Raw genomic sequence first — 26249 nt, 5'->3', positions numbered from 1 at the left:
TCCGAAGATTTCTATTCATATAAATAGTATCTTTATTATAAAAAGGTTAAAATATGGTTATCAAAAGGGAGGATATACTTTATGAATAAAATAGGAAACAGAAAAATCGTACTGGTAGGTACCGGTTTTGTAGGAATGAGTATGGCATATAGTTTATTAACACAAAGGGGAATTGATGAACTTGTGTTAGTGGATGTGAATAAAGATAAGGCAGAAGGAGAGGCAATGGATTTATCACATGGGCTTCCTTATGCAGCAAATAGTAAGATGGTTATTAAATCTGGTGGTTATGAAGAATGTGCAGATGCAAGTGTAATTGTAATAACTGCAGGAGCGGCACAAAAACCAGGACAAACTAGATTGGAATTAACTGCAATCAACACTCAAATTATGAAAGGCATCAGTGAAGAAATCAAAAAGAGTGGTTTCAATGGTGTCATTGTTGTTGCAAGTAACCCAGTTGATATTATGACTTATGTAGTACAAAAAGTAACAGGACTTCCAACAAACCAAGTATTTGGTTCAGGAACAATGTTAGATACTGCAAGATTACGTTACATGATTGGTAAATATCTGGATGTTAATCCAAACAATGTACATGGATACATCATGGGAGAACATGGGGACTCAAGTTTTATTTCTTGGACAAATTCTTATATTGGATCTAAGAGTTTATTAGAACTATTAGATGAACAAGGAAAAGGATTAGAGGATTTATTAGAAATTTATAATGAAGTACGTGATGCAGCATATGAAATTATTGAAAAGAAACATGCTACTTATTATGGAATTGGTTTATCATTAAATCGTCTGGTTGCAGCAATTTTAAACAATGAAGATTTAATTCTTTCAGTATCTGCTTACCAAAATGGTGAGTATGGACAAAAAGGATTATACATTGGAGTGCCAGCGATAGTTTCAAGAGATGGAATTCGTGATATACTGAAATTACCATTAAATGAAGTGGACCAATGCAAGTTTGATCAATCATGCGAAAACATTGAAAAGATCATTAAAGAAACTGTAGATCCATTATTATAAAGGAGTAGTAGTCTATGCAAGATTTGATTTCTTATGTTTATGAATATCAAAATACAAAAATGAAAGAAAAACCATTCAATGAAATTGATGCATTGGTATTTTCTCAGTTATCTTATGTAGACTTTAGCGAAGTTTTTAAAGGATATCCAATGAAGAAAAGTATTTCGATGCAAAAGATTATAAAGCAATTGGATATGAAAAAAGTAGAAGACAGTATACTAAATGGACCGAAAAATAAGCGCTTATTACTTGCCTTAGCCAGTAGCAAGCGCTATTCTCGTTTACGTATCCAATATTTTGTGGATTATGTAGATGAAAAGAATGAGGTACAGTTCTGTGCTATGACCTTTAAACTGTGGAGAACAAACTGTGTAGTATTTCGCGGGACTGATGAAACATTTGTTGGATGGAAGGAAGATTTCAATATGGTACTGCAGGATGAAATTCCTTCACAGAAAGCTGGAGCGTTGTATCTGGATGATATTGTAAAGAGATTGTCTGGTGATATCTATATTGCAGGTCATTCCAAAGGTGGAAACATTGCAGTATATGGATTACATCATATGGATCCAAAGTTGCAAAATAAGATAAACAAAGTATACAACTTTGATGGACCAGGTCATCCAACAAGAGATGTTCAAGCAAACTTACAAGATAAGATTGTAAAGTTCACTCCACCAGCTTCGATTGTAGGAGTATTATTTGATCAGGAAGTTTCCAATCGCAATATCATTAAGAGTAAAGCAGTATGGTTAAACCAACATGATCCTTATTCTTGGATTATTGAACATGGAGAATTTATCTATCTTGATAATCAGAAAGGAACCTTCGTGGAAGTAAATCGAAGAATCCTAGATTGGGTAGAAACACTTACACATGAAGAAAAGGAACAGTTTATTGATGGTGTCTATAAACTGATTCAAAGCTGTGATCTTACTACAGTCGACGAGTTTACACGTTCATGGAGAACGTATTCAAGAGAGTTACTAAAACATCTTAAGGATATGGATAAAGATATTCGAACCCATATTCTAGCAACGATACGATCAATGCTGAAGTGGTTAATTATAAATAAATAGGAAGACAAACTCACAATTTGAGATTTGCCTTCCTATTTTTATGTTTAAGGTAATATGTTTTTTAAATCCGCAACATACTGAGCTTGCTGTTTCTTTAAATATGATTTCACAAATGGTTTCATATAAAACTTCTTTGCTATTACATCCTCTATAAAATAAATTGTAGTATGTTCATTCTCATAGGAGAATATCCCAACCCAATGACCTTTCATATTATCGTTTTCCATATCAAACTCCCATCGCTTATATGGTTCATTCACTGTTACTGTAAATGTAGTTGCATATCCATCATTTGTATACTCAATAAATTTACTGTCACTAATAACATCAATTTTAGAAATATCACTTCTCCATGAGTAGTTTTCCAATGAAGTAACAATATTCCAAACAGTCTTAATATTATATGGGAATGTAGCTTTTATATTTGAAATTGCCATAACTAATTCCTCCTTTCAAATATCTATTTTCCTATACTAATTATAGCACTATTAGAATTTGTTCTCTCTTCATCGTAACGAAAAATATAAATAATGAACGATATCTCCAAAAATTACTACTAATTAATGGTAGAAAAATTTAAATATTTTTAATTATGAAACGAACCTTTCATTATTTCAATGCACCTAAGGTAACAAGGGTAAGTAATGAAAGGTATAAGGAGGGCGAAAATAATGAATAAGAAAGAGCTTACCCAAATTGTCAAAGCGGTCCAAAAAGATAAAGGACAATTTGAGTTATTATACTCACAGATTGCAAAGAAAGTATATTACTGGTGTTTTACTATTATTGGAAAAGAAGCAGATGCGCTAGATGCAATGCAAGAATCAATGATTCGGATTCTTGATAATATTGATGATCTAAAAGAACCAGAAGCTTTCAATTCATGGATGTATCGCTTGGTAAGAAATCGTTGTCTAATGTATATTCGAAAATATAAAAAGAATGACTTTGAGTTTCCTCAAAACGATGAATACAATGAAAGTTTTGAAACTCGAATTAGAGAAGAGCGACGTGAACATATACCAAGTGAAGCATATGATTTAAATGAAACAAAGAAATTAATAGTTACTTTTATAAATAAACTACCTACAAGGCAAAGAGAAGTAATAACATTGTTTTATTTAGAAGAATTGAAAATTAATGAGATAGCAGAAATCCTGAACTATAATGTTGGATCAGTAAAGTCTCGTTTACATGCTGGTAGAAAGAATTTAGAGACACAAATAAATGAATATCAGGAAGAGAACAATGTAAGATTATATACAATTGTTTTATTACCACTATTAGGTTTGATTCTTCAAGAGGCAAGAGAAGAAGTGTGCAGCAGACAGGATTTAAGTTATGACACAAATATGTATGCATCTAAATCATCGAAGTATTTAAAATTTTTATCAAGTCATGCAGGATTAATTGCAACAATTGTTGGGTTTTTAGTATTAATGATTATACTGTCATTTATGCTGTTATCTTCATCTGATGATAACAATCATCAACAAGATTTGATAAGTTCACAATTGATAGATAATAATGATGAATATAATAAAACGAAACAAGATTTATATATTGAACACATCAGTTATATTACATTTCCACAAAGAGATAGTTTAGACATAGAAATTGAACTGAAACCAAGTATGAATAATAAAGGTGTAAAGGTACTGTTTGATAATAAAGAAATAGATAACAATCGAGAAGATAATAGAGTACTCTTCACTGTTCATGAAAATGGAACATATTCTTTAATGATAGATAATGAAGTAATCTTATTTTCAGTTGACAACATAGATCAGTATGCACCAGAAGTTACAGGTATTCAAAATTATAATAATTATCTTCAACTTACAGTAAATGATGAATTATCACAAATCGATTATGATAATTCTTACTTGGAGTATAAAGGTGAAAAATTCAATATTTCAAAAGACTTACGTGTATATGGAAACTTTGAAGAAATGGTAAGTATCATTATATTCAATAAAGATGGGCTATATATTGGATATGATTTATTTCTAAAATAAGCAATGGTGAGTAATATCAAATAAATATGGAGGAAAAAATGAAATTAAAAAATAAAAAGATTTTAATAAGTCTATTAGCATGTGGAATGTTAGCTAGTTTAACAACTGCAAATTATATAAATGCAAATGAAAACGAAGAATTAGAAGAGATTCAAGAAGAAGTAGAAATAATAGATACGAAAGAAATTTTAGATGAAGAAATAGAAGAAAGTAATTCTATAGAAAATGAGGCAACTTCAGAAACCGTTGTGGATCAACAAGTGGTAAATCCACAAACCGTTTCTTTATCAAGTACAAGAGCTGCAACAGATGCAGCATTTCCAGAATCATCAAAAGAATTACATGATGCAATTTTAAAAAAATACCCAGCTATTGATGCTGCACCAAATGGAAATGACGATGGTGTGATTAGTAAAGCAGAAGCTGCATCATGGACTGGTACTCAGATTGATGTTCAAGCACAAGAACTTAAAGGAACAATAGATGGAATAGAAAACTTTACTAATCCAGTACTGTTACACTTGTATTTGAATGGAAATCAATTTACAGGAAGTATTCCAACGGATATTGGTAATATGGCAAATCTGAATTTTTTAAACTTATCATATAATCAATTCACTGGAGAAATACCAAGCAGCATTGGAAATCTTATTAGATTAGTGGATTTTCAAGTACATTCAAATCAACTTTCAGGAACCATTCCTGAGGAACTAGGATCACTTACAAGGTTAACATCACTTTATTTAAACAATAATAATTTTAGTGGAAGCATTCCTTCAAGTCTTGGTAGTTTAGCTAATCTAGAAAGATTATATATGCAGTATAATCAACTTTCAGGTGAAATTCCAAGTTCTTTAGGAAATCTAGGAAGTCTCAAAAATTTATATTTGCATGGTAACAATTTATCTGGGACAATACCTAATGAAATCTATACATTACCAAGTTTAATTGATGCTAGATTTCGAGAAAATCCAAATTTAAGTGGAAATCCAGCAGTAGGTTTTGCATCAAGTACAACTTTAAATTACTTAGATATTAGAGGAACAAATTTAATTCAAGCGCGTCCAAATATTTCAACATTGGCTGAAGGAACGGGAACATTTTTGAATGATGATTTAGCTAGTTTGTTATTGACAGATGATAAAACAAATATAGTTGATGGACTAACTCAAGCAGATATTGATAAAGCCCAACAAAATGCAGATGAATTTGCTCCTGGTTCAGAAAAAAATAGATGGCAGGCAGATATTGATTTAGCACAAAGTATGTTGGATACTAAAGCACAAGTAAGTGAATTGTTTGGAGATGAAACAAAAACAAATTTAGCAAATATCACAACTCAAAAAAGTATTGACGATGCTCAAGAGGCAGTTAGTGCATTACCAGATGGTCAACTGAAAACAGATTTACAAAAAGACATTGATTTAGCACAATCCATGTTAGATGCGACTACAACGGTAAATAAAATGTTTAATGATGATGGTACAATTACAGATGTTGTAAATCAATCAGTAATTGATAATGCACAAAGTAAAGTTGATGTACTTCCAGACGGTTCGCTAAAAACAGAATTACAAGATAAAATTGATGAAGCACAAAGACAGTTTAATGAAAAAGATGCAAAAGAAAAAGTAGAAAACCTATTTACAGATGGAACACATACTAATATTATTGATGGTTTAACACAAGGCAATATTGATGAAGCACAAAAGGCTGTTGATAAACTACCTAGTGGTGATTTGAGAGATGAACTTCAAAAGGAAATTGACAAGGCTCAAGAAATGTTAGATGCTAAGAATAAAGTAGAAGATTTATTCACAGATGGAACACATACAGATATTCCTGATGATTTAATTCAAACAGATATTGATGATGCACAAAAAGCAGTAGATAAATTGCCAAGTGGTGACTTAAAGGATGAATTGCAAAAAGAGATTGATAAAGCACAGGACATGTTAGATGCGAAAAATGCAGTAGATGACTTATTTAATGATAAGAAAGATAATCTTGCAGATGGTGTAACCCAAGATGATATCGATAAAGCACAGGACTTAGTAAATAAGTTACCAGATGGATCACTAAAAGATGAATTACAAAAAGAAATCGATAAGGCGCAGGATATGCTAGATGCGAAAAATGCAGCAAATGATTTGTTAGATAAAGATGGCAACTTAAATTCAGGAGTTACTCAAAAGGTCATTGATAAAGTTCAAGATTTAGTTAATAAACTACCAGATGGAGAATTGAAGGATGAACTTCAGGCAATTATTGATGAGGCTCAGAAGCAATTAGATGAACAAAGTAATCCATCAGTAGAACCACCAGTACAAAAACCAAGTGTAAATCCAAGTACTTCTTCAACTACTGGAGGTAACAGTGTGACTACTGGAGATGAAACGAATGTTTCATTATACTTAGGTATGCTGGTATCAGCAGCAGGACTAATAATACTAACAAAGAGAAGAAAAGAAGAGAAATAATAAAAAAAATGAATAAATACAATACAGATTGCACAAATATTATTCTATGTGCAGTCTGTATTTTTTATGTAAAGCAAGAAAAATATATCAAATTTTATATTGTAGAAAACCTCAAAATATGCGATAAATAAAGGACTGGCTTACTGGTCGAGTTCAAATTGGGCGGATTTGATTGACGGTAGGTTTACGCAACGTATAATGGGTGTTGTAGCAAGGAGGAATTTCACATGGAAGAAAAACTTACATTTGGAAAGTTCATAAGTAAAAAGAGAAAAGAAGCAGAATTAACACAAAGGGATTTAGCGGATCAGTTGTTTGTGACTGAGTCAGCTGTGTCGAAATGGGAGAGGGGAATTTCTTATCCAGACATAACACTTGTATCAGCAATTTGTAAAACATTAGGAATTACAGAACATGAATTAATTACAGCTAGCGAAGATACGATGCAAAGAAAAGTAGAGAAACAGGCACAGCGTTTTCGTAGAATCGTGGATATCTACAGAAAAGGGTTTATGTTTGTATACTTAAGTTCATTACTAATATGCTTTATTTGTAATCTGGTAATTGATCATACATTATCTTGGTTCTTTGTAGTTCTAGGAGGAGAAGCAATTGCATTCTCATTAACTGTAGTACCTATGCTTGTTGAAGAATATAAAGGTATTAAAACATTAGGGGCATTTTATCTATCATTAAATTTATTGTTTGTTATTTGTAGAATTCTATATGGAGGTAATTGGTTAATTGTAACAATGCTTGCTGTATTACTAGGATTCATGATTGTATTTTTACCAATTGTTCTAAGACAAATTAGATTACCTAGAAACTTAGAACATCATAAAACACTTTTATGTTTTAGTGTTGATACAATCTTAATATTTGTATTAGTAACAGTAACAACACTATTTACTGCAAGTGTAACTGAGTTATTTGCTGTAGCATATCCAGTTACTATAATTTCATTATTACTTGCATGGATTTATATGCTAGTAATTCGTTATACAAACCTTAACAACCAAATCAAAGCATCCATCTGTTTAGCAGTAGGTGCAGTATACGTTGTGTTTATAAACGAAGTGCTGCATATATTTACAGATGGAGCAGCATTTAAACTGTTAGCAGTGGATTTCACAAGATGGAATGACTTAACTTACCTTGATGGAAACATCAAAGTTATAACTGGATTAATCATGATGATTGCAGCACTTGTGCTTTTAATTGGTGGAGTGGCATCAGATAGTAAAAGAAAGAATAACTAATGGAACTATTTCTATTTCTTTTGCTAAAGAGTTTACTGGTAATTGTTCAATATACGTAAAAAAATAGAACCATTTTAATTAATGGCTCTATTTTTTTATATCTTATTTCATTGAGTGTTTTCTTCTTTTAATAAACAAACCTAGAAGAACAATTGATGAGACTAATAAACTGAAATATATAGCTGTATTAGTTGTATCAGCTGTATTCACTGCACTTCCTCCAGTTGTTGCACCGCCACTAACGCTTGGTTTAACAACGCTTGGAGCTGTTGAAGGGTTCTTCTTGTTCTGTGCATCTAATTGCCTTTGTGCTTCGTCTATAACTGCCTGTAGTTCATCTTTTAAGTCACCGTCTGGTAATTTATTAACTAACTCTTGTGCCTTATCAATATCTTTTTGAGTTACATCAGAATTCAGGTTACCATCCTTATCTAACAAGTCACCTACTGCATCTTTTGCATTCAACATATCTTGCGCTTTATCGATTTCCTTTTGTAGTTCATCTTTTAAAGCTCCATCAGGAAGTTTATCAACTGCGTCTTGTGCTTTATCAATATCTTTCTGTGTTAACCCATCTGTAATGTCTGTATGTGTTCCATCTGTAAATAGGTCATCTACTTTGTTTTTAGCATCTAGCATATCTTGTGCTTTATCAATTTCTTTTTGTAACTCGTCTTTCAAATCTCCACTTGGAAGTTTATCAACTGCTTTTTGAGCATCATCAATACCCGTTTGTGTCAGATCATCTGGGATATCTGTATGTGTATCGTCTGTAAATAAGTTATTAACTTTATCTCTAGCATTTAACATGTCTTGGGCTTTATCAATATCTTTTTGCAGTTCATCTTTTAGTTTTCCATCAGGGACTTTATTAACTAACTCTTGTGCTTTATCAATATCCGTTTGAGTTAAATCATCTGGGATATCTATATGACTACCATCTGTGAATAAGTCTTCTACTGCTTCTTTTGCCTTCAATATATTTTGAGCAGTATCAACGATTTCAGTTAATTGGTCTTTCAAATTACCTTCTGTTAACCCATCTACAAGAGTTCTTGCATCGTCAATTTCCTTTTGTGTAATTCCTGTTGCTAAGTCTGTTCCATCTTCATTTAATAATTCACTGACTGGAATGTACTTTAGACTTCCATCTTCTGGACTAAAGATTATTGTTCCTGGATATACTGTATCTTCACCATTTACAGTTACTATGCTGTTTTCTGGTAATGTGATAGTACCATCACTGTTTGTTGTTGCTGTTTTATCACTTGGCACTGTTACATAAGTTCCTGATGAAGTAATATTACCTTCATTATCCATTATTGCTTCATCTGAAATGAATACTTTATCTCCATCATTGTTAGTTACAATAGTACCTGGTTTAAGCGTAGTTCCATCATTTGAACCCAATGGAATTGTAATTTTTCCACCTGTTGGATTACTAACTTCTGTAACAACTGAACCTATTGTTACCGTTGATCCATCTAGGGTGTTTTTACTTACTGTAACATTACCTTCAACTTCAATTTCGCTTTCACTGACAACCATGTTACCATCAGTGGAGTAGATTACTTCAGGTGTAACAACAGTTCCACCATTAGGTAATACTACTGAACCATCAATAACATTATCTACTGTTGCTCCTATGATAAGATTTCCAGATGTATCCATTAATCCACCTTGTGATAAATCAACTTTAGCAGATGGCCCTCCAATGCTACCCTCGCTTATATAGCAATCATATAATACACCCATGTTTGGAGCGATTACATAGTACTTAGTATTATCATCCCAAGTAACAAATCCTGCTGTACCTGTTAATCTAACTAGACTATAATGATCGTTTTCTATATTTTTTTGAGCTATATTAAAAGATAATACCTTACTCAGATTTTCTGGATTACTTATATTTTTTTCAGTTGTAGATAAATATTTAATCGAACTGAATCCAGACAAATCTACTTTAATATCTGTGGATTGAATATATAAAAGTTCTAAACTTAATTTGGAACCGGATGATAAAATCAAGTTTCCACTCAAATCATTATTTCCTCCTAAATTTAGTTGTTTCAAAGAACTTATTAATTTCAATTCTTCTGGAATATCGCCACTAAAATTATTATTACTTAAGTAAACTATCTCTAAACCACTAATATTTCCCATACTTGCTGGTATTTTACCTTCTAGTGAATTACCGTAAAGACTTAACCATTTTAATGAAGTTAAATTTCCTAATTGTTCAGGTAATGTACCTGTAAAATTATTGTCATACAAATGAAGATACTGTAAGTTTGTAAAATTTTCTATTCCTGTTATTGTACCTGTAAGACCTAATCCATCCAAACGTATAGTACTTGATGTCCACGTGTTTGCTTCACCTACACTTATATATCCATTATCATCTGTATCCACCTTCACAGTTCCATTAGTACCATTATATTGTGTAATAATAGCTTGTTCTAATGGTCTTGATGACTCTGGAAAAGCATTAGCAGTTAGATCCACTCTTGCTAAACTTGAACGATCAATTTGGTTTCCATCAGAAGTCGAAGAAATATCCGATTCTATAGTTTCTTCGATTTCATCAGTAGTATCTTCTTCAACCACTTCTTGTTCTTCTTCAGCAACTATATCTTCAGTTGTCTCTTCTACTTCTTGAATTTCAGGTTCAGTAATTACATCAGTTTCATCTGCATTGATTACTGTAGTTACAAATAATCCAAGAACTAATGTAGATATTGCTAAACTACTTATTAGTTTTTTACTTTTTATTCTCTTTTTCATATGTCCTCCATGTTTTGATAAATATTGATACTCACTCTAATTATTTAAATCTGCATCGTAATAAATATATTGATCTTCGTCATCGAAAAGACAGATAATAACAATTCCGTTGAAGTTACCATAAACTTTCCCTTTCTCGGTAATTTCATACTTTTTGTTTTCATATTCAATATATGACTTTTCATAATTAATTTTTGACTGTTCGTCATTGAATGTTAATTGAAGATAATTACCATAGTCTTGAACACCAATTAATTCAGGTGCATATGGATTAAGTTTATTAATTTCAAAAACTGTTTCGGTGTCATTAATCTTTATAGTATAATTACCATTTTCAGTTACTTGTACAAACACTTCTTTATTGTTTTTTTCAAATTCTATTTCTACATTATTAAATAAAATTTCTATATTCTTTTTATCCAAATTCTCTTTTAGTGTGATTGTTATGTCTACACTTTCTCTTTTTGAGAAAGAAAGATATACAATGCTCTCAACATAAGGGTTTCCTTTTATTTTGTTGTACAACTCTTCATCATTCAAAAAAGAAGGATTATTCGATATAGAAGTGTCTTGTGGCCAGTAAACAAAGAAAAGAACTAAAATAGCAACTATAAGAATTGCTCCTGTTATGAAAAGTTTCCAGTTCAATAAACGATTTAGAGAAGATGTTTTATCTTGCTTGAATAGCTTCTCATCATATGCTAAATCTTGTTTACTGCATACTTCTTGCATATCTTCGGTTAGTATCAGTCCAAGTAATGGCCATAGAATCAAACCATACAACTTAACATTATTCTTTTCCTGATACTCAATTATCAATTGTTCCAAATTCTTTCTTCCATCATGAAGTCTAGAACGAATAGAACCGGCGTTATAATCAAGAACTTCAGCAATCTCATTAATTTTCATTTCTTCTAAGTAAAATAATGTAATGACTTCTCTTTGTCTTTTTGGTAATTTTTTAATCAACTTAACAATTAATTGTTTTGTTTCTTTTAAGTCATACGCTCGATTCGGTATACTATCACGTCTGTCATCCACCACATTCAATTCGAAATTTTCTATAAAATCATTAGAATCTAGATACAATTTATCTTGTCTTCTATTAGCTTCTAAATAACGATAGCAAACATTTCTAACTAAGATGTACATCCAAGAACTAAATGTTTCTGGTGTCTTTAGTGTATGAATCTTTTTATAGATACGAATCATTGCTTCTTGAGCTGCATCTTTTGCTTCGGTTTCATTTCCAATAACGGTATAGCACCAATAATATACTTTATTTACGATTTGTGAGTATAGTAACTCAAATTGTCCAATATCCTTTTGGACTTCTTTGACAATTTGGGTAAGTTCTATCTTATCCATGTTTTCGCCCTCCTCAGTTTCAAAAAATCCACTTACCCTAATACTTATATACGTGGAGAATTGAAAGTGTTCGGAAATTTCTTAAATATGTTGTCTATAATATTTATTCTTATCCAAACATTTGTTTTTATGTTTATGTTAACGAATATCTTAATTTATTCGCCATTCATTAGTCGTTGTTTGAGACAGTTTAGTTCAGTTTATTTTATCCATTTTGAACAGAAAAAAACTCCAGATTAATCTGAAGTTTTAGAGTATTACGATTTATTTAGTAATCTTGCTTTATTACGCTTTTTAGTTATATATAACAATGCAATTGCAATACAAGATCCAAGTGCAATAACTATCCATGCTAGAGAAACACCATCAAGTCCTGTCACTGATACAGATGGTAAATATCCGGCATTGACAGTATAGTCTTCGTTTAGTTCAGTTTCAATCGGATCTGAGAATCCATCTTGATTTGCATGACTACTTGTAGTGCTAGATGCATTACCTTTTGTGGTGAATCCAAGTTTACCTAATTCACCATCAGTTACTTTGAAGTAGACTTTGTATTTTGAATTCATATCAACTTCAAAAGTGTATTTACCGTCCGAGTCTGTAGTATAAGTTTCTCCAGTATCAACATACTTTGATTGTGATTCATCATATTTAAATAATGAAACCACTTTATCTGATAATTCTTCATCACTATCAATCGAACCATTTTTATTTGTATCTTCAAATACGTATCCACTTATCGTAGATGCTGGTCCCCATACTGCATAAAGTGCTACATGTTCAGTAATAACGAAACTATCATTACCATCCGCTTTATACTGAATACCACCTTCACCTGTAGGATCAGTAGTCCAATATCTTATTACATAATTTGGTGTAGAAGTAGGTGCTGTAAAGCCAAGTTGACTTTGACTTTTTACGGTAACAGGATCTGACATATTATAATCCTCTTCTATATAATCAGGTTGTCCACCGTTTCCATAATAAGTTACTGCAATTTTCTCTGGATAATAGTTTATATCATTATTATTAAGTAAATTACCATTAAAATTTGTAATTGATGAAGCATTTGAGGGAGTGTTAGAAGTTGTAGAAGCTGTGTTTGAATTTACAGTCACATTATCTTTATCAACAGAAATATTTGAATAACCTGTTGATTCTACAGGATCTTTATATGAAGATTTTTCTGTATATATTCCACCGCCGTCTCTACCCGCATTATTATTTGTAATTGAACCTTTGTTTATTGTTAGATTACTTCCCCATGTTAGATAAATACCTCCACCATGACTAACTGATTGATTATTATCAATTGTTGCATTTTCAATAGTTAGTATTGAATTCTCTAACTTTATTGCTCCTCCATCACCTGTAACAGAGTTTCCAGTAATTGTACAATCATCCAAATCAATGGTTGAGTTAAGGCTGGCAATTATTCCACCACCAGTGTTTGCTTCATTATCAGTGATTGTACTATCAGTAATCTTCATTGTAGTTGAGTTATCTATATTGATACCACCACCACGTTGAGTTGCAATATTATCGTTGAAACTACTACTATCAATGATAACTTTACTATTGTTATTAGCAGAAAATCCAGCCCCATGAGCAGCAGTGTTATCTTCTATTTTACTATTATTGATAGTAAGTGAAGTACCTGTAGTTACCCGAATTGCACCACCATCTACAGTTGCACTATTTTTAGAAAATATAGAGTTTGATTCAATTGTTAGCGTACCATCAGTATGATAGATTCCACCTCCATCATCACCAGATAAGTTATTTGTGAAAGTTCCACTAGTAATTGTGATTGTGTTGCCAGCAGCATAGATTCCACCGCCAGAACCTGAAGACTGATTATCAATAATACTTCCACCAGTCATACTAATTGTACAATCATTACTTGCATCAATAGCACCACCTTTTGCAGAGGCTTTATTGTTATTTATAGTTCCATTTGTAATTGTGATTGATGCACCATCAGTAGCGATGATACCACCACCATCAGAAGCTTCATTATAACTAATTTCACCACCGTTAATTGTGATAGAAGTAGAACGATTATCAATGTTTACTCCACCACCTCTACTGGCGTTAGTATTATTTGTAATTTTTCCACTATTTAAAATTATTGTACTATTATTATTTGCGGATATTCCAGCTCCATAAGTACCTTTGTTATCATTGATATTTCCACTATCAATAGTGATTGTTACATAAGATGTACTTCTAATTCCACCGCCATCACTAGAGGCGGTATTATTGTTTATACTACCACCTTTAAGATTAATTGAACTAAAATTATTAGAGTCACCACTGATATAAATTCCTGCACCATTTGAAGCAGTATTATATTCGATATTTCCACTGTCTATTTGGATTGTTGAACGATTAGCTCTAACTCCACCACCTTCGCCAGTAGCACTGTTTCCTGTGATTTTCCCATTAGTAAAGTTGAGTGTACTGTCTTCAATATGTATTCCACCACCGTTAGTTCCAGATGTATTTGCATCAATTACACCACCACTGATGGTTACAGTAGCTCCATCGGACACTTTGATTCCACCAGCAGCATGTGTACTTGTATTATTGTCAACACTACCACCAGACATGTTTAGGGTTCCACTGTTAAAATGAATACCAGCTCCATCATTGGAAGCAGTATTAGTAGTAATACTACCATCAATAATTTCAATTTCAGCTTTCCAATTAGAATAAATACCAGCACCATCATGAGCTTTATTGTTGCTAACACTACCATTAGTTAATTCAAATTTAGGTGGGTTTCCAGCTCCACCAGTTAAGTAAAATCCACCACCACTACTATTGGCAGTATTAGCATCGACTTTACCAGCACTCATTTTAACTGTTGATCTATCAACTTTAACTCCACCACCTTCACTGTTAGCAGTATTGTTGATGATATCAGCACCACTTAGAATAAGTGTACTATCTTCAACAAGAAGACCACCACCATAATTAGAAGTATTTTTATCGATTTTACCACCACTAAGAGTTACAGTTGCACCATCGGTTGCTTTAATACCTCCAGCAACATTCTTACTAGAGTTATTATCGACACTACCACCAGACATATTGATTGTTCCACTGTTGAAGTGGATTCCACCACCTTCATTACTAGCAGCATTAGAAGTAATACTACCACCTTTGATGTCTATGGTTGCTTGCCAGTTAGAATAAATACCGGCTCCGTTTTGAGCTTTATTATTACTGATTACAGCACCATCAGTAATCGTAAGATGAGATGGTTTACCACCACTTCCAGTAAGATAGATTCCACCACCATCACTTTTTGCATTGTTGTTAATGATAGACCCTTTGATTATAATAGTTCCATTATCAGAGTTAATCGCACCACCCTTATCCCAGTTACAAGATTGAATGGTTGCATCACTTTCAACCGTCAATGAGCCACCACTATTAACTTTTACTCCACCATTTTCATTCCCGTCAGCAGAGTTTCCATTACCTTCCAATATTACATTATCTAATGTTAAGGTTCCCTCTACAATGAAATGGCGATCTCCATCTTTATCTTGCTTTAGACTAACTGTTGATAAAGTGGCGGAAGTGATTGTGATATCTTGATCTGCTTTAATTGTGATTACATCACCTATACTTGTGTCGTTCGCGTTTGCAGTAATGGTATATTTATATGTTGAAATTGTACAAGATGCAACTGCTTCGTTTAATGAAGAAAAAGGGGAGGTTTCACTTGTAGTATCATTTGTAACAATATAAGAACCACTTAATGGAACAATCGTTTGCTGTTTTCGCATACCTGCATTAATATTAATTACATCATTTTCACTTACATTTATTGAACTGCTATACGATGCAACAGGTTCAATCGAATAATCCACATCAAATTTATTATCACTTCCAGTTTGAATACTAGCTATTGGAACTAAATAATTTGTCCCATTAATAGCCTGTGCTCTAACTGCTACATAGTAACTTCCTTTATCTAAGTTATCGAATACATAGTTTCCGTTTGTATCGCTAGCTGTTTGAGTGATGACATTAGATTTATCTTCTGTTCTATATAAATATAATGCTACTCCCGAAATTATACTTTCGTTAGATTCTTTTATTCCATTCTCGTTTTTATCGAACCAAACCAAACCACTGATTGATCCTTGTGTTGGTTCTTCTATTTCATTTTCAACTTCGTTAGTGTTTGTTTCTTCTGTAATTACTTCGTTTTCACTACTTCCATTGTCATCAGCAAATACTTGAGAGATATTTGGTGAAGCAATAAGTGAGAATATTAGTAATAACGATAGAAGTAGAGGAGCTTTTTTAATTCTTTTCATATGCTACCTCCTTCTTATATCTGATTATAACCAACCCACTGGCAAGACATAGAAGTAATAAACTAAACATACTCGTAGAATCTGATGTATCAACACCGTTGTTGTCAGGAGCTATACTTGGATTACTGCTGTGTCCTGTATTGTTTCCAGGTGTATTCGTTCCATTATTTGAATTGTCACCAGGATTAGGTTTGTTATTTGAGTTATCTGAATTATTGTAAGTATTATGAAATAGAATTTCATCAACTTTAGAATCACTTTCATAATCCATTAAGATAATTGTTTGTAAACCACTTTCTCTTAAATAGATTCTTACTTCATATACTTTTTCATCGTATGTATTATCGTTATCACTACCAGTTACCTGATAGACTTGATAATGATAATATCCTGCTTCAGTGAAAGTGAAGTCAATTGTTTTGCTACTTGTATTCGTAATTGAAAAACTATATTCACTTTCATTATTTGGTAAAGGTGAACCATCAAGTGCCTTTACGATATAGTTGTATGTTACATCTTTATCCACATTCTTTGTTACTTCTTGATTAATATCAATTGATATTGTTGTTACTTCAATAGCACCAATGGAATTAGTAAACACAGAAAAGAGGATAAAGATGATTAAATTAAGTTGTATTAGATTCTTGATTATTTTCATTCAATTCCTCCAATCTTTTTTTGCGTTTATGTCGTTCAATTATTCTGGCTATTTGTTGGAGTATCAATAATATTAAGATAATTAGTATTATTAATACAAAGATACCAATTAGCGGATTCGCTAATAAGAAATCAATTATTGAGTAGGGAACATTACTAAATATTCCACCACTATTACGTTCTTCTATATATGTATTTTCATACAATTCATTACTTATTTTTCCAACTACCACATATCTTCCATTTGTTTGTAAAGATGCACAAGTACTTAATACTACGATTTGATCATTTTCACCAATTTCTATATCACGATAATTCATTGCATTACTTTTGATATATTCAATATATTCAAATCGGTTTGTATTCGTCATCTTTATTGGTGAATATAAATAAGAATCATAAGCATCCGCTTCTAAGAATGCAAAGAATTCTATTCCATGATCTTCACCATTATAGTATAAGTTTCCATATTCATGTTCTTCAAAGTATTCTTCATCTTTAAATAAATCCAATTCTCCAAACATGGTTTGTTTTTCCATATGATGACCATAAATGATGGTATTAAAATCACTAAAGTCCTCACTGTTTCTAAAATCCATATAGATTGCTCCAGATAAGGAAGCCTCACCTAAAGCATTTGTATTTAAATACTTTTGATTATTTGTAGAGTGAACAACAGGGTAATCGATATTTGTTCCATATACACTTAACCATGCCTTCACATCACTATTTATTTCTTTTAGTTCTTCAAAGGATAGAGTATCATCACTTGAAGGTTTATATTGCTCATATTGTGTTGCAGTTGATGCATTATGAACCTGATTAGAGTCATACAATGCATAACTTCCATAGAACAGTAATAAGATAAAGATAATCATTAAAATATTATCAATTGTATTACTAATTTTATGAACGATCTTTATCTTTTTTAATTCAGTTTTATTAATCTCTGAATTGTGTTCTTGCTGTTTCATTTTTTTAATGATTAAATACTTTTACGTTTCTTGTTTAAAGCAATATATACTAGTCCTACAATACCAACTCCCATTAAAGCAATAAATGGTAGGTTATCAATGATTAATCCTGTGATACTAACATCAGTTTCAGTATTTTTATATACAACTTTATTTTGAGCTGAACCATCTTTCTTTTCAGCGGCTAATAAATTTGGAGTCATTCCATTCCCTCTATCTGCTTGTACTTGTCCAGAACTAACTTGAACGCTGTTTTCGTTATATGTAGCACCTTTTTCAGTTACTGATGCACTTGCAGTAAAACCATTTGGTACGGCTTCAGTTACTGTATAAGTTGTCCCTGCTGGTAAATTATCAAATGTAATAATCTCATCAGCTTTTAATTTGAATGTTACAGTATTGCTAGTTGCATTTCCTGACGATATTGTTGTAGCATCTTTTTTAATTGTGTAAGTAATTCCAGCAAATGTAAATTGAGTTGCAGCTGGACCACCAACTGATGAAGGTACATCTTCAACACTACTTGGGAATGTAAACACAACAGTAAAGTCATATTCATCGTTTAAATTAACCAAGTCACCTTCAACTTTCTTCTGAATATCTAATCCAGTTGCTTCATTGTAATAACCTTTGAATCTAAATCCAGTTCCAGTCACATCACCAGATGAATCATAAGTTAAGTCAACTTTTTTATCTTCAATATCTGGGTCAGTTGTTAAATCACCAGCAGATAAATCTCCTACAGCAACTGTTACTGCGTGAATATATGTTCCATCGTATCCTTCTTCAAGTTGATTGGTATCTGGTTTGTTATATACATAAACATACATTGTATATGTTTCACCAGCAATTAAGTGTCCATTTGCATTGGTAGTAGATTCGGTTACTGTATAAACATAAATTCCAGCATGTGGATAAGTTGTTCCTGTAAATATATTGTTAGTTTCCGCTATTAAATTATCACCATTAGTATTAATAGCAAAATCAACATATGTTGATAATGATTTAACACTATTATATGTAGCATCAGTATAAGTACCTGTGCTTACTTCTTTCAATGCTGCTGTAAATGTGAATCTTTCAGCTGTGTCCAAAGATACTCCTTCACCAGCAACGATTTCTTTTGTGATTTTCACTACTGCATCAGTTCCTGGTGCAGATGAATATGCACCTTTAGCAGAATCATCTGCATTAATACTAGTGTTTGTTACTGCTACAGTAAATGCTACTGCAGCAATCATAAATATTGATACTATTTTCTTAATTTTTCTCATTAATTTCTCCTTATTAATATGGAGCCCTGTTTTTGCAACGCCCTTTTTCGAAAGTTTTCTGTCATTTCGTAAGACCATTAAAATCCACTTCTTCTTAGTATGGTTATTAGTGTTCCCTTCGTGTCGCTAATTTTTACACAGCCATATATTCTTGAATCAATTGCATTATATCGATCATCACCAAGGACAAATACTTCTCCTTCCTTTACGGTGACAGGGAAGGTAATCCCTTCACTATAGGGAAGTGTTTCCCGATATATTTTTGATTCATTCTGCAATGAACCATTGATCACAAGCCCTTCACTTGTGATGTCAACTTCATCTCCTGCTACAGCAATTACTCTTCTTATTTGGTTTTCACTGTTGTAATTAACAACAATCACATCATTTGCTTTGTAGTCCTTATCTAAACGATAATACAGAACCAAATCTCCATTGTTTACTGCTGGAGACATTGCATTATCACTGTTTTGGAATAATCCAAATACAAAGGTAAACAAGCAAATGAATACAACGATTATAATTGCTATCTTTATTAATAATCGTTTTAGTTCACCTTTAAAATGTATGGGCTTTTGTTTATCTGTTTCTGTGTTGATGTTATCACCTCCAACCAATTAAGTAACTTAAAGCAATAAGATTACATGTTCAAAATTAGAAACATTAAATTAGAAATTTAAACTCTTCCTAATAAAATCAAAATTCCGTTTTCTTGACAGTTGCCAAAAATACGGAATAGGAGATTATTGGATTAAGCATAAAACAGCTAATGAAAAGATATTCTAAGTATATCTTTTCAAAATAACTGAAAGAATGTAATGTTTAATGCTAAATTTTGAATCGCCCTACTTTTATTTAGACAACATGAACCTGAATTTCGTTCAAATTTCCCTGAAAAATATTACTACTTTTTCTCATACATTAGTCGTATTTTATTTGAAAACAGTTCATTTTTTGTCAAATTTATTTAATCGTAATATATTTTTGTGAAAATTGAAAGTATAAATAGTGAAAAAAACCTTAATTCATCGTTATTTTAATGAATTAAGGTAATTATTTTCCTGCATTGTTTCTGTGTAGATAATCTAAATAAGAAGATTAACTAATGGCTGGCCAAAGTAAACAATCAAAGCCATGATAATAAGATAAAGCAGGGCATACTTTGCAATGCCTTTTAAGATTTCTCCATCCTTACCAACCAATGCAGTTGCTGCACAGCCGATAGCGATACTTTGTGGTGATAGCATTTTACCTACTCCAGTACCAAGTGAATTTGCGGCAGCCAACCAATAGCTGTTTGCACCAATTGCACTTGCTGCTTCCATTTGGACATTTCCGAAAAGAACTTCAGAGCTGGTTCCACTACCAGTTACAAAGGTACCTAGACCTCCAAGAACAGGTGCCACAAGTGGATAAAACGAACCCATTACGGTTACTAGCAATTCAGAAATAGATCCAATCATACCACTGTAACCCATGATTTTTGCAGTACCCAATACGCCAAGCATGGTAACTACTGTCTTTGACATTTGAATAATCGTGTTTTTTAATACATAAAACATTCCACCAAAACTTAACTTTTGTATCTTACCACCAATAAAAGCTGATAAGAAAATCAGCACTCCAGGGGTTGCAACCCATGTGAAAAGATAAGGTGTTGCATTCTCTCCAGTGTAAATCTGCACAGAAGAAGAAATTCGATTCAATGGCTCATTGATAAATGGAACCATCTTACTTGTAAGTAATAATAATACAAAGATTAAGATGAAAGGTGACCATGCAACTAATGCTGAGCGCACAGTAATCTGAGTGTCATTTTCTTCTACTTCCATATGATATTCCTCTGGTGTTGTATGATTTTTACTATATTTGCTGGCAACCACAAAAGTCACAATCAGAGAACATACACTACCTACAATAACTGGCAATTCTGCAGCCACAAAACGAGCAACTAGCATCTGTGGAAGAATAAATGAGATTGCTGATAAAGCTGTAATTCCAGCTACCCCTTTTAATGCTTTGAATCCTCCACCGACTAACATCACCATCAAGAATGGCGAGATGAACAGTAATGGTGCTGCCTGCAGTGTTGAAATAAATCCTAACTTTAATGGATCTAAACCGGTCAGATTTGCAAGTGTTACCGTTGGTATTCCAATCGAACCAAACATGGTTGGCATTCCATTTGCAATCAGACAGACAAGAATTGCTTTGGTTGGTGAGAAACCAAGTACAACAAGCATACTTGCTGGGATTGCAATAGCGGTTCCAAATCCTGCCATTCCTTCCAAGAATCCACCAAAACACCATCCAATTAAAATTACTAAAATACGTTTATCATCACTTACAGATGTGATCATTGTTTTGATTACATTCATAGCTCCTGAATAAACAGTTAAGTTATACGTAAATACTGCTGCAATAATAACCAGAGAAATTGGCCATAGTGCCATCGCAAAGCCTTCAAGAGTTGCAGTAGCTGTATCAACAACAGGCATACTCCAAACACTCATTGCGAGTGCAATTGCAATTCCTAAAGCAACTAAACTTGCAATAAATCCAGGTATTTTAAATTTTGTTAGTGCTATTATCAACCAAAAGATTGGTAATAATGCCAATACAAACATTAAGATCATTTCCATAATATACTCCCTATTAGTTATTAACATTTTAGGGGATAAGATGAAAAAAGTCTAATTATATAATTATAAAGTTGAATCTTTTATTTCTGGCATCTTTTCCAAGAGTTTATCACTTGCTTCTAAAAGATTTTGATAATACGTTTCATAGAGTGGACTAAGTCTTCTCATCGCTGGAAGAAACTCGTCATAATAACCATTTGTAGAGAAGGTTTCTTTAAATAATTTCATCAAACGATTACCAGTAGACTCTTTAAATTCTTGGGTTTGTTTAAAGTTCTGATATTCTTGTAGCATCTCTTTATTCTTGTCATAGTAAGATTCAAAATCATCAAAAACTTCATCATATACATGTAGCATATCTTTAATTTTATCATCGTCCATTACTTTTGATACTTCTTCAATTTCTTTTTTCATTTCATCATCAAAAACAATTGGTTCCATGTTGTCTAGGAACTCTATAATAAATTCATATGCTTGTTGTTGCTGTGGCGTATTGATTGTAATATCCAGAAATTGACCAAAGTGAAGAGCGAAGTATCTTCCATAATAACCAGGGAAGGAAAATAAAATTTTTTCTTTAATGGAAGTTGTTTTATCTATAGAAGATAGTTTTTTCCATGTTTCTTCTTCTGTATCATTATAAATGTATTGAAGAAATACATCCTGAATCTTTTCTTTTTTCTCTAACTCTAATTGCTTGCTTTTTAATACAGTCATTAAATCTTGCTTCAGATTTGTACTGTTCAATAACTCATATATTTCAGAAGTAGATAATCCAAATTTACGGTAAATCGTAATTCGTTTTAACTTCTTTACATCCTCATCACTAAATTCACGGTATCCATTATCCGATACATCAGGATCAATAAGATTCTCTTGCTTATAATACTGAAGTGCTTTCCTAGTAAGTCCTGTTACTTTACATACATCTTTTGTTTTCATATGTTACACCTCCTATACTTATTATAAAGTAGTCCCTAAGGGTTCGGTCAATAGGAATCCAATATAAGTTTTCATTTATGATAGGTGGGGAAAGTGTTATAATGAGGAAAGGATGTGAGGTTACTATGAACAAAGGAAAATTTATTACTTTTGAAGGTAATGATGGATGTGGAAAAACAACCATCTCAAATAGAATATACAAACAATTGTTGGATGAAGGATACGATGTTATTATGACCAGAGAACCTGGTGGTATTGATATTGCGGAACAGATTCGTGAAGTGATTCTAGATTCAAAAAACACTGCAATGGATGGTCGTTGTGAAGCGTTGTTATATGCAGCAGCCAGAAGACAGCATTTAGTTGAAAGAGTTATTCCAGCTTTAGAAAAAGGAACCCTTGTTATATGTGATCGTTTTATTGATTCATCACTTGCTTACCAAGGTGTTGCCAGAGGACTGGGAATTGATGAAGTTTATAAAGTAAATGAGTTTGCAATTGACAATGCAATGCCAGATGCAACGATTCTTTTACGTGTAGATCCAGAAATTGGTCTGGCAAGAATTGCTTCAAGACAACAAAAAGATCGCTTGGATGAAGAAAGTGAAAAGTTTCATCATCTAGTTGCACAAGGATACGATGAAGTTGTAAAACGTTACCCTGATCGTATTCGTGTGATTGATGCTTCTCAAAGTGAGGAAGAAGTATTTCAGGCAACCTATAAGCTAATAAAGGAATTGGTGAAATAATATGTTTCAAGAGGAACTAAGAAAGGACCATCCAACCGTATATAAGGTACTGGAAAACGCACTAAAACGTGATCGTTTGGCACATGCCTATATGTTTGTTGGGGAAGCCAGTGCTCCGAAAAAAGAAACGGCATATCTTCTTGCGCAGAGTCTGGTCTGTGATGAAGATGGATTTGCAGATGAAACGTGTGAAAGTTGTATGCGAGTAATCCACAATAACTACGCAGATATGATTTATCTTGATGGTTCAACGATATCAATTAAGAAAGAAGATATTTTAAAAGTAAAAGAAGAATTTTCTAAAACAAATATGGAAAGTAAAGGAAAAAAGATTTATGTAATTGATGGTGCAGAGTATGCAACTATCAGTGCATTAAATAGTTTACTTACCTTTTTGGAAGAACCAGGATCACAGACAATTGCAATTCTCTTAGTGGAAAATCCTGATCAGATTCTTGATACAATCAAATCCAGATGTCAGATGATTACGTTTCAAAAGCAAAATAAAGCTGATACATTTAAGAGATTTCGTGAAGAATATGATATACTAGATGCATACCTATTAAGTTACCTTGGTATACCTGAAAAAAAGATTGCGGAAGTAATGGAATGTGAAGAATATCAGCATGCCTTATATACATTTAAGACTTATATCGAAAAATATCTGAAACGATATCAAGATGCAAATGTATTTCTGCAGACCGAAGGTTTTGGAAAGAACAAGTTAGACAGCAAACTTGTTTGTCGCTACTTTCTGGATATGCTAGGATTATTAGCAAAAGATGCTTTAATTGAAAAGCGAATTGATAGTTCATGGTATCAATCAATGATTGACTTAATGAGTAAAAAACAGGCAGAACATATTCTAAACGTATCAAATACGATCAAAGATAAGAATATAAAATCAGTTAATCTGGGATTATTAATAGACCAGTTTATATATGAAATGGGGGAATTCGATGAGTAAAACCTATAAATTTACACATGTCGTTCCTGTAAGTTTTGATGAGAATGGTAGATCATATACATTCGGAGCTGAACATGGAAATTTCGCAGTCGGTGATAAAGTAGTAGTTGAAACCATACGTGGGATTGAACTATCAACGGTTGTGAGTGATATTACAAAGATTGAAGATTATAAGAATAATCTTGAACTAAAACCAGTATTAAGAAAAGCAAGTAATAAAGACTTGCGTAACTATGATGCAAATCTTGAAAAAGCGAAAGACGCAATGAAAATTTGTGATCGTGAAATTAAAAAGATTGGTTTAGATATGAACCTGATAGAAGCAGAATATACACTTGACCAAAGCAAGGTTACCTTTGTGTATGTATCTGAAGAAAGAGTAGACTTTAGAGAACTGCTGAAAAGTCTTGCGACAATCTTTCATTGTCGTATTGAACTTCGCCAGATTGGTCCTAGAAACAAAGCAAAACTTGTTGGTGGGATTGGTCAGTGTGGACAGGAAACATGCTGCAGTCGTTTTATGAATGACTTTGAAATGGTTTCTATCAACATGGCAAAGAATCAGATGTTAGCATTGAATATCCAAAAGTTATCTGGACAATGTGGAAAGTTAAAATGTTGTCTACGTTTTGAAGATGAATTATACAAGGAATTAAAAAAGGATTTACCTAAGATTAATTCCAGAGTGCAGTACAATGGAAAACAATACAGAATTACCAGCTATAACATTATTATGAGTCAGGTAAAAATAGAAAACAGTGAAGATATCCAGTTATTGGATTTCAGAGAACTGTGGCCTGATTTTAAGTATAGTGATTAATCGTCAGAAAAGTTTCCATAACACTGCACCAACGCTTTATCTGGTAGCTACTCCTATTGGTAATTTAAAGGAGATGACACCAAGAGCAATCGAAATATTAAATGAAGTAGATATTATTGCGGCAGAAGATACGCGCAATACAATGAAGTTATTACAGGCATTTGATATTACCACAAGATGTATATCTCATCATCTTCATAATGAAAATGAAAGTATTCATGGAATCATTAAATTATTGGAAGAAGGAAAAGACATTGCTTTAGTTAGTGATGCTGGATATCCATTAATTTCTGATCCAGGAGAGAAATTAGTAAACTATGTAATTGAAGCTGGATTTAATGTTGTCCCAGTTTCTGGAAGTAGTGCGGTATTAAATGCACTGGTAGCCAGTGGTATTTGTACACAACCATTTCTTTTCTATGGATTCTTAGATTCTGGTGAAGGAAAACGAACAAAAGCTTTGATTGAATTAAAAGATTTACCATATACAATTATCTTTTATGAAGCACCACATCGAATTGAAAAGATGCTGAAAAGTTGCTTGGAGATTCTTGGAAACAGACAAATCTGTCTGGCTAGAGAATTAACGAAGAAATATGAAGAGTTCCTAAGAGGAACCATCAGTGAAGTATTGGAAGTGGTAGATGAAATCAAAGGAGAAATGGTTGTAGTAGTTGAAGCAACCGAAAAAGAGAAAGATATTATTCCACTATCGGTGTTAAGAGAAAAAATTGACCAGTATGTGGATTGTGGATTGAGCAGTAAAGATGCAATCAAAAAGGTTGCAAAAGAACAGGGGATTTCAAGAAATGACCTGTATCGTGATTATCACGGATTAAATTAATCTAAAATGGA

The 26249-nt window shown here is 32.5% G+C and carries 19 protein-coding genes; 9 read left to right on the top strand and 10 right to left on the bottom strand.

Going from position 1 to position 26249, the window contains the following annotated elements:
• Window positions 1-81: 81 nt before the first annotated feature.
• Complete coding sequence (locus tag J2S15_RS07220; RefSeq protein ID WP_307406839.1) at window positions 82-1041, top strand: L-lactate dehydrogenase; 960 nt, start codon at window positions 82-84, stop codon at window positions 1039-1041.
• A gap of 14 nt (window positions 1042-1055) precedes the next feature.
• On the top strand, window positions 1056-2120 hold the full coding sequence (locus J2S15_RS07215; protein ID WP_307406837.1) for an Mbeg1-like protein: 1065 nt from the start codon (window positions 1056-1058) through the stop codon (window positions 2118-2120).
• A 44-nt stretch (window positions 2121-2164) separates the two neighbouring features.
• Here the strand turns inward: J2S15_RS07215 and J2S15_RS07210 are convergent, their stop codons facing one another.
• A complete protein-coding gene (locus J2S15_RS07210) occupies window positions 2165-2557 on the bottom strand; it encodes a hypothetical protein (protein WP_307406835.1) in 393 nt (130 codons plus the stop codon).
• A 234-nt stretch (window positions 2558-2791) separates the two neighbouring features.
• Here J2S15_RS07210 and J2S15_RS07205 point away from each other — a divergent pair, with 234 nt between their 5' ends.
• From J2S15_RS07205 to J2S15_RS07195, 3 genes are all read left to right on the top strand, one after another.
• Window positions 2792-4138 carry an RNA polymerase sigma factor gene (locus tag J2S15_RS07205; protein ID WP_307406834.1) on the top strand — a complete coding sequence of 449 codons (1347 nt, stop codon included), beginning with the start codon at window positions 2792-2794 and terminating at the stop codon, window positions 4136-4138.
• Between the two features lie 38 nt (window positions 4139-4176).
• Window positions 4177-6618: a toxin Cry1Ac domain D-VI-related protein gene (locus tag J2S15_RS07200; RefSeq protein ID WP_307406831.1), complete on the top strand. Its 2442-nt coding sequence runs from the start codon at window positions 4177-4179 to the stop codon at window positions 6616-6618.
• A gap of 227 nt (window positions 6619-6845) precedes the next feature.
• Window positions 6846-7877 (top strand): helix-turn-helix domain-containing protein, encoded by a 1032-nt coding sequence (locus J2S15_RS07195; protein WP_307406829.1) that lies wholly within the window; start codon window positions 6846-6848, stop codon window positions 7875-7877.
• A 102-nt stretch (window positions 7878-7979) separates the two neighbouring features.
• On the opposite strand, the gene J2S15_RS07190 is transcribed toward J2S15_RS07195, so the two are convergent.
• From J2S15_RS07190 to J2S15_RS07150, 9 genes are all read right to left on the bottom strand, one after another.
• On the bottom strand, window positions 7980-10661 hold the full coding sequence (locus tag J2S15_RS07190) for a toxin Cry1Ac domain D-VI-related protein (RefSeq protein WP_307406827.1): 2682 nt from the start codon (window positions 10659-10661) through the stop codon (window positions 7980-7982).
• A 36-nt stretch (window positions 10662-10697) separates the two neighbouring features.
• Window positions 10698-12029 (bottom strand): RNA polymerase sigma factor, encoded by a 1332-nt coding sequence (locus tag J2S15_RS07185; protein ID WP_307406826.1) that lies wholly within the window; start codon window positions 12027-12029, stop codon window positions 10698-10700.
• Between the two features lie 257 nt (window positions 12030-12286).
• Window positions 12287-16369: a right-handed parallel beta-helix repeat-containing protein gene (locus J2S15_RS07180; RefSeq protein WP_307406824.1), complete on the bottom strand. Its 4083-nt coding sequence runs from the start codon at window positions 16367-16369 to the stop codon at window positions 12287-12289.
• Window positions 16356-17027 carry a Spy0128 family protein gene (locus tag J2S15_RS07175; RefSeq protein ID WP_307406822.1) on the bottom strand — a complete coding sequence of 224 codons (672 nt, stop codon included), beginning with the start codon at window positions 17025-17027 and terminating at the stop codon, window positions 16356-16358. The genes J2S15_RS07180 and J2S15_RS07175 overlap by 14 nt, the downstream gene beginning before the upstream one ends.
• Window positions 16996-18000 carry a class B sortase gene (srtB, locus tag J2S15_RS07170; protein WP_307406821.1) on the bottom strand — a complete coding sequence of 335 codons (1005 nt, stop codon included), beginning with the start codon at window positions 17998-18000 and terminating at the stop codon, window positions 16996-16998. The genes J2S15_RS07175 and srtB overlap by 32 nt, the downstream gene beginning before the upstream one ends.
• A gap of 11 nt (window positions 18001-18011) precedes the next feature.
• On the bottom strand, window positions 18012-19274 hold the full coding sequence (locus tag J2S15_RS07165; RefSeq protein WP_307406819.1) for a DUF7601 domain-containing protein: 1263 nt from the start codon (window positions 19272-19274) through the stop codon (window positions 18012-18014).
• A gap of 77 nt (window positions 19275-19351) precedes the next feature.
• Window positions 19352-19891 (bottom strand): signal peptidase I, encoded by a 540-nt coding sequence (gene lepB / locus J2S15_RS07160; RefSeq protein WP_307406817.1) that lies wholly within the window; start codon window positions 19889-19891, stop codon window positions 19352-19354.
• Window positions 19892-20359: 468 nt separating this feature from the next.
• On the bottom strand, window positions 20360-21916 hold the full coding sequence (locus J2S15_RS07155; protein WP_307406815.1) for an L-lactate permease: 1557 nt from the start codon (window positions 21914-21916) through the stop codon (window positions 20360-20362).
• A gap of 63 nt (window positions 21917-21979) precedes the next feature.
• Window positions 21980-22858: a MerR family transcriptional regulator gene (locus tag J2S15_RS07150; RefSeq protein WP_307406814.1), complete on the bottom strand. Its 879-nt coding sequence runs from the start codon at window positions 22856-22858 to the stop codon at window positions 21980-21982.
• A gap of 125 nt (window positions 22859-22983) precedes the next feature.
• Between J2S15_RS07150 and tmk the strand changes: the two genes are divergently transcribed.
• Genes tmk through rsmI form a run of 4 tightly spaced genes read left to right on the top strand, consistent with a single transcriptional unit; the run spans window position 22984 to window position 26238 of the window.
• Window positions 22984-23607, top strand: coding sequence for a dTMP kinase (gene tmk, locus J2S15_RS07145; protein ID WP_307406813.1), 624 nt, complete (start codon window positions 22984-22986; stop codon window positions 23605-23607).
• A 1-nt stretch (window position 23608) separates the two neighbouring features.
• Window positions 23609-24574, top strand: a complete 966-nt coding sequence (locus tag J2S15_RS07140) for a DNA polymerase III delta subunit-related protein (RefSeq protein WP_307406812.1) — start codon at window positions 23609-23611, stop codon at window positions 24572-24574.
• Window positions 24567-25394, top strand: a complete 828-nt coding sequence (gene ricT, locus J2S15_RS07135; protein WP_307406811.1) for a regulatory iron-sulfur-containing complex subunit RicT — start codon at window positions 24567-24569, stop codon at window positions 25392-25394. The genes J2S15_RS07140 and ricT overlap by 8 nt, the downstream gene beginning before the upstream one ends.
• The gene (gene rsmI, locus J2S15_RS07130; RefSeq protein ID WP_307407289.1) at window positions 25390-26238 is read left to right on the top strand and encodes a 16S rRNA (cytidine(1402)-2'-O)-methyltransferase; all 849 of its coding nucleotides are present in this window, start codon (window positions 25390-25392) and stop codon (window positions 26236-26238) included. The genes ricT and rsmI overlap by 5 nt, the downstream gene beginning before the upstream one ends.
• Window positions 26239-26249: the final 11 nt, after the last annotated feature.

The sequence above is a fragment of the Breznakia pachnodae genome, assembly GCF_030814225.1.
In the GTDB taxonomy this organism is placed as follows: Bacteria; Bacillota_I; Bacilli_A; order Erysipelotrichales; family Erysipelotrichaceae; genus Breznakia; species Breznakia pachnodae.
Note: the sequence above shows the minus strand (reverse complement) of the source record. Positions and strands in the feature narration are given on the sequence as shown.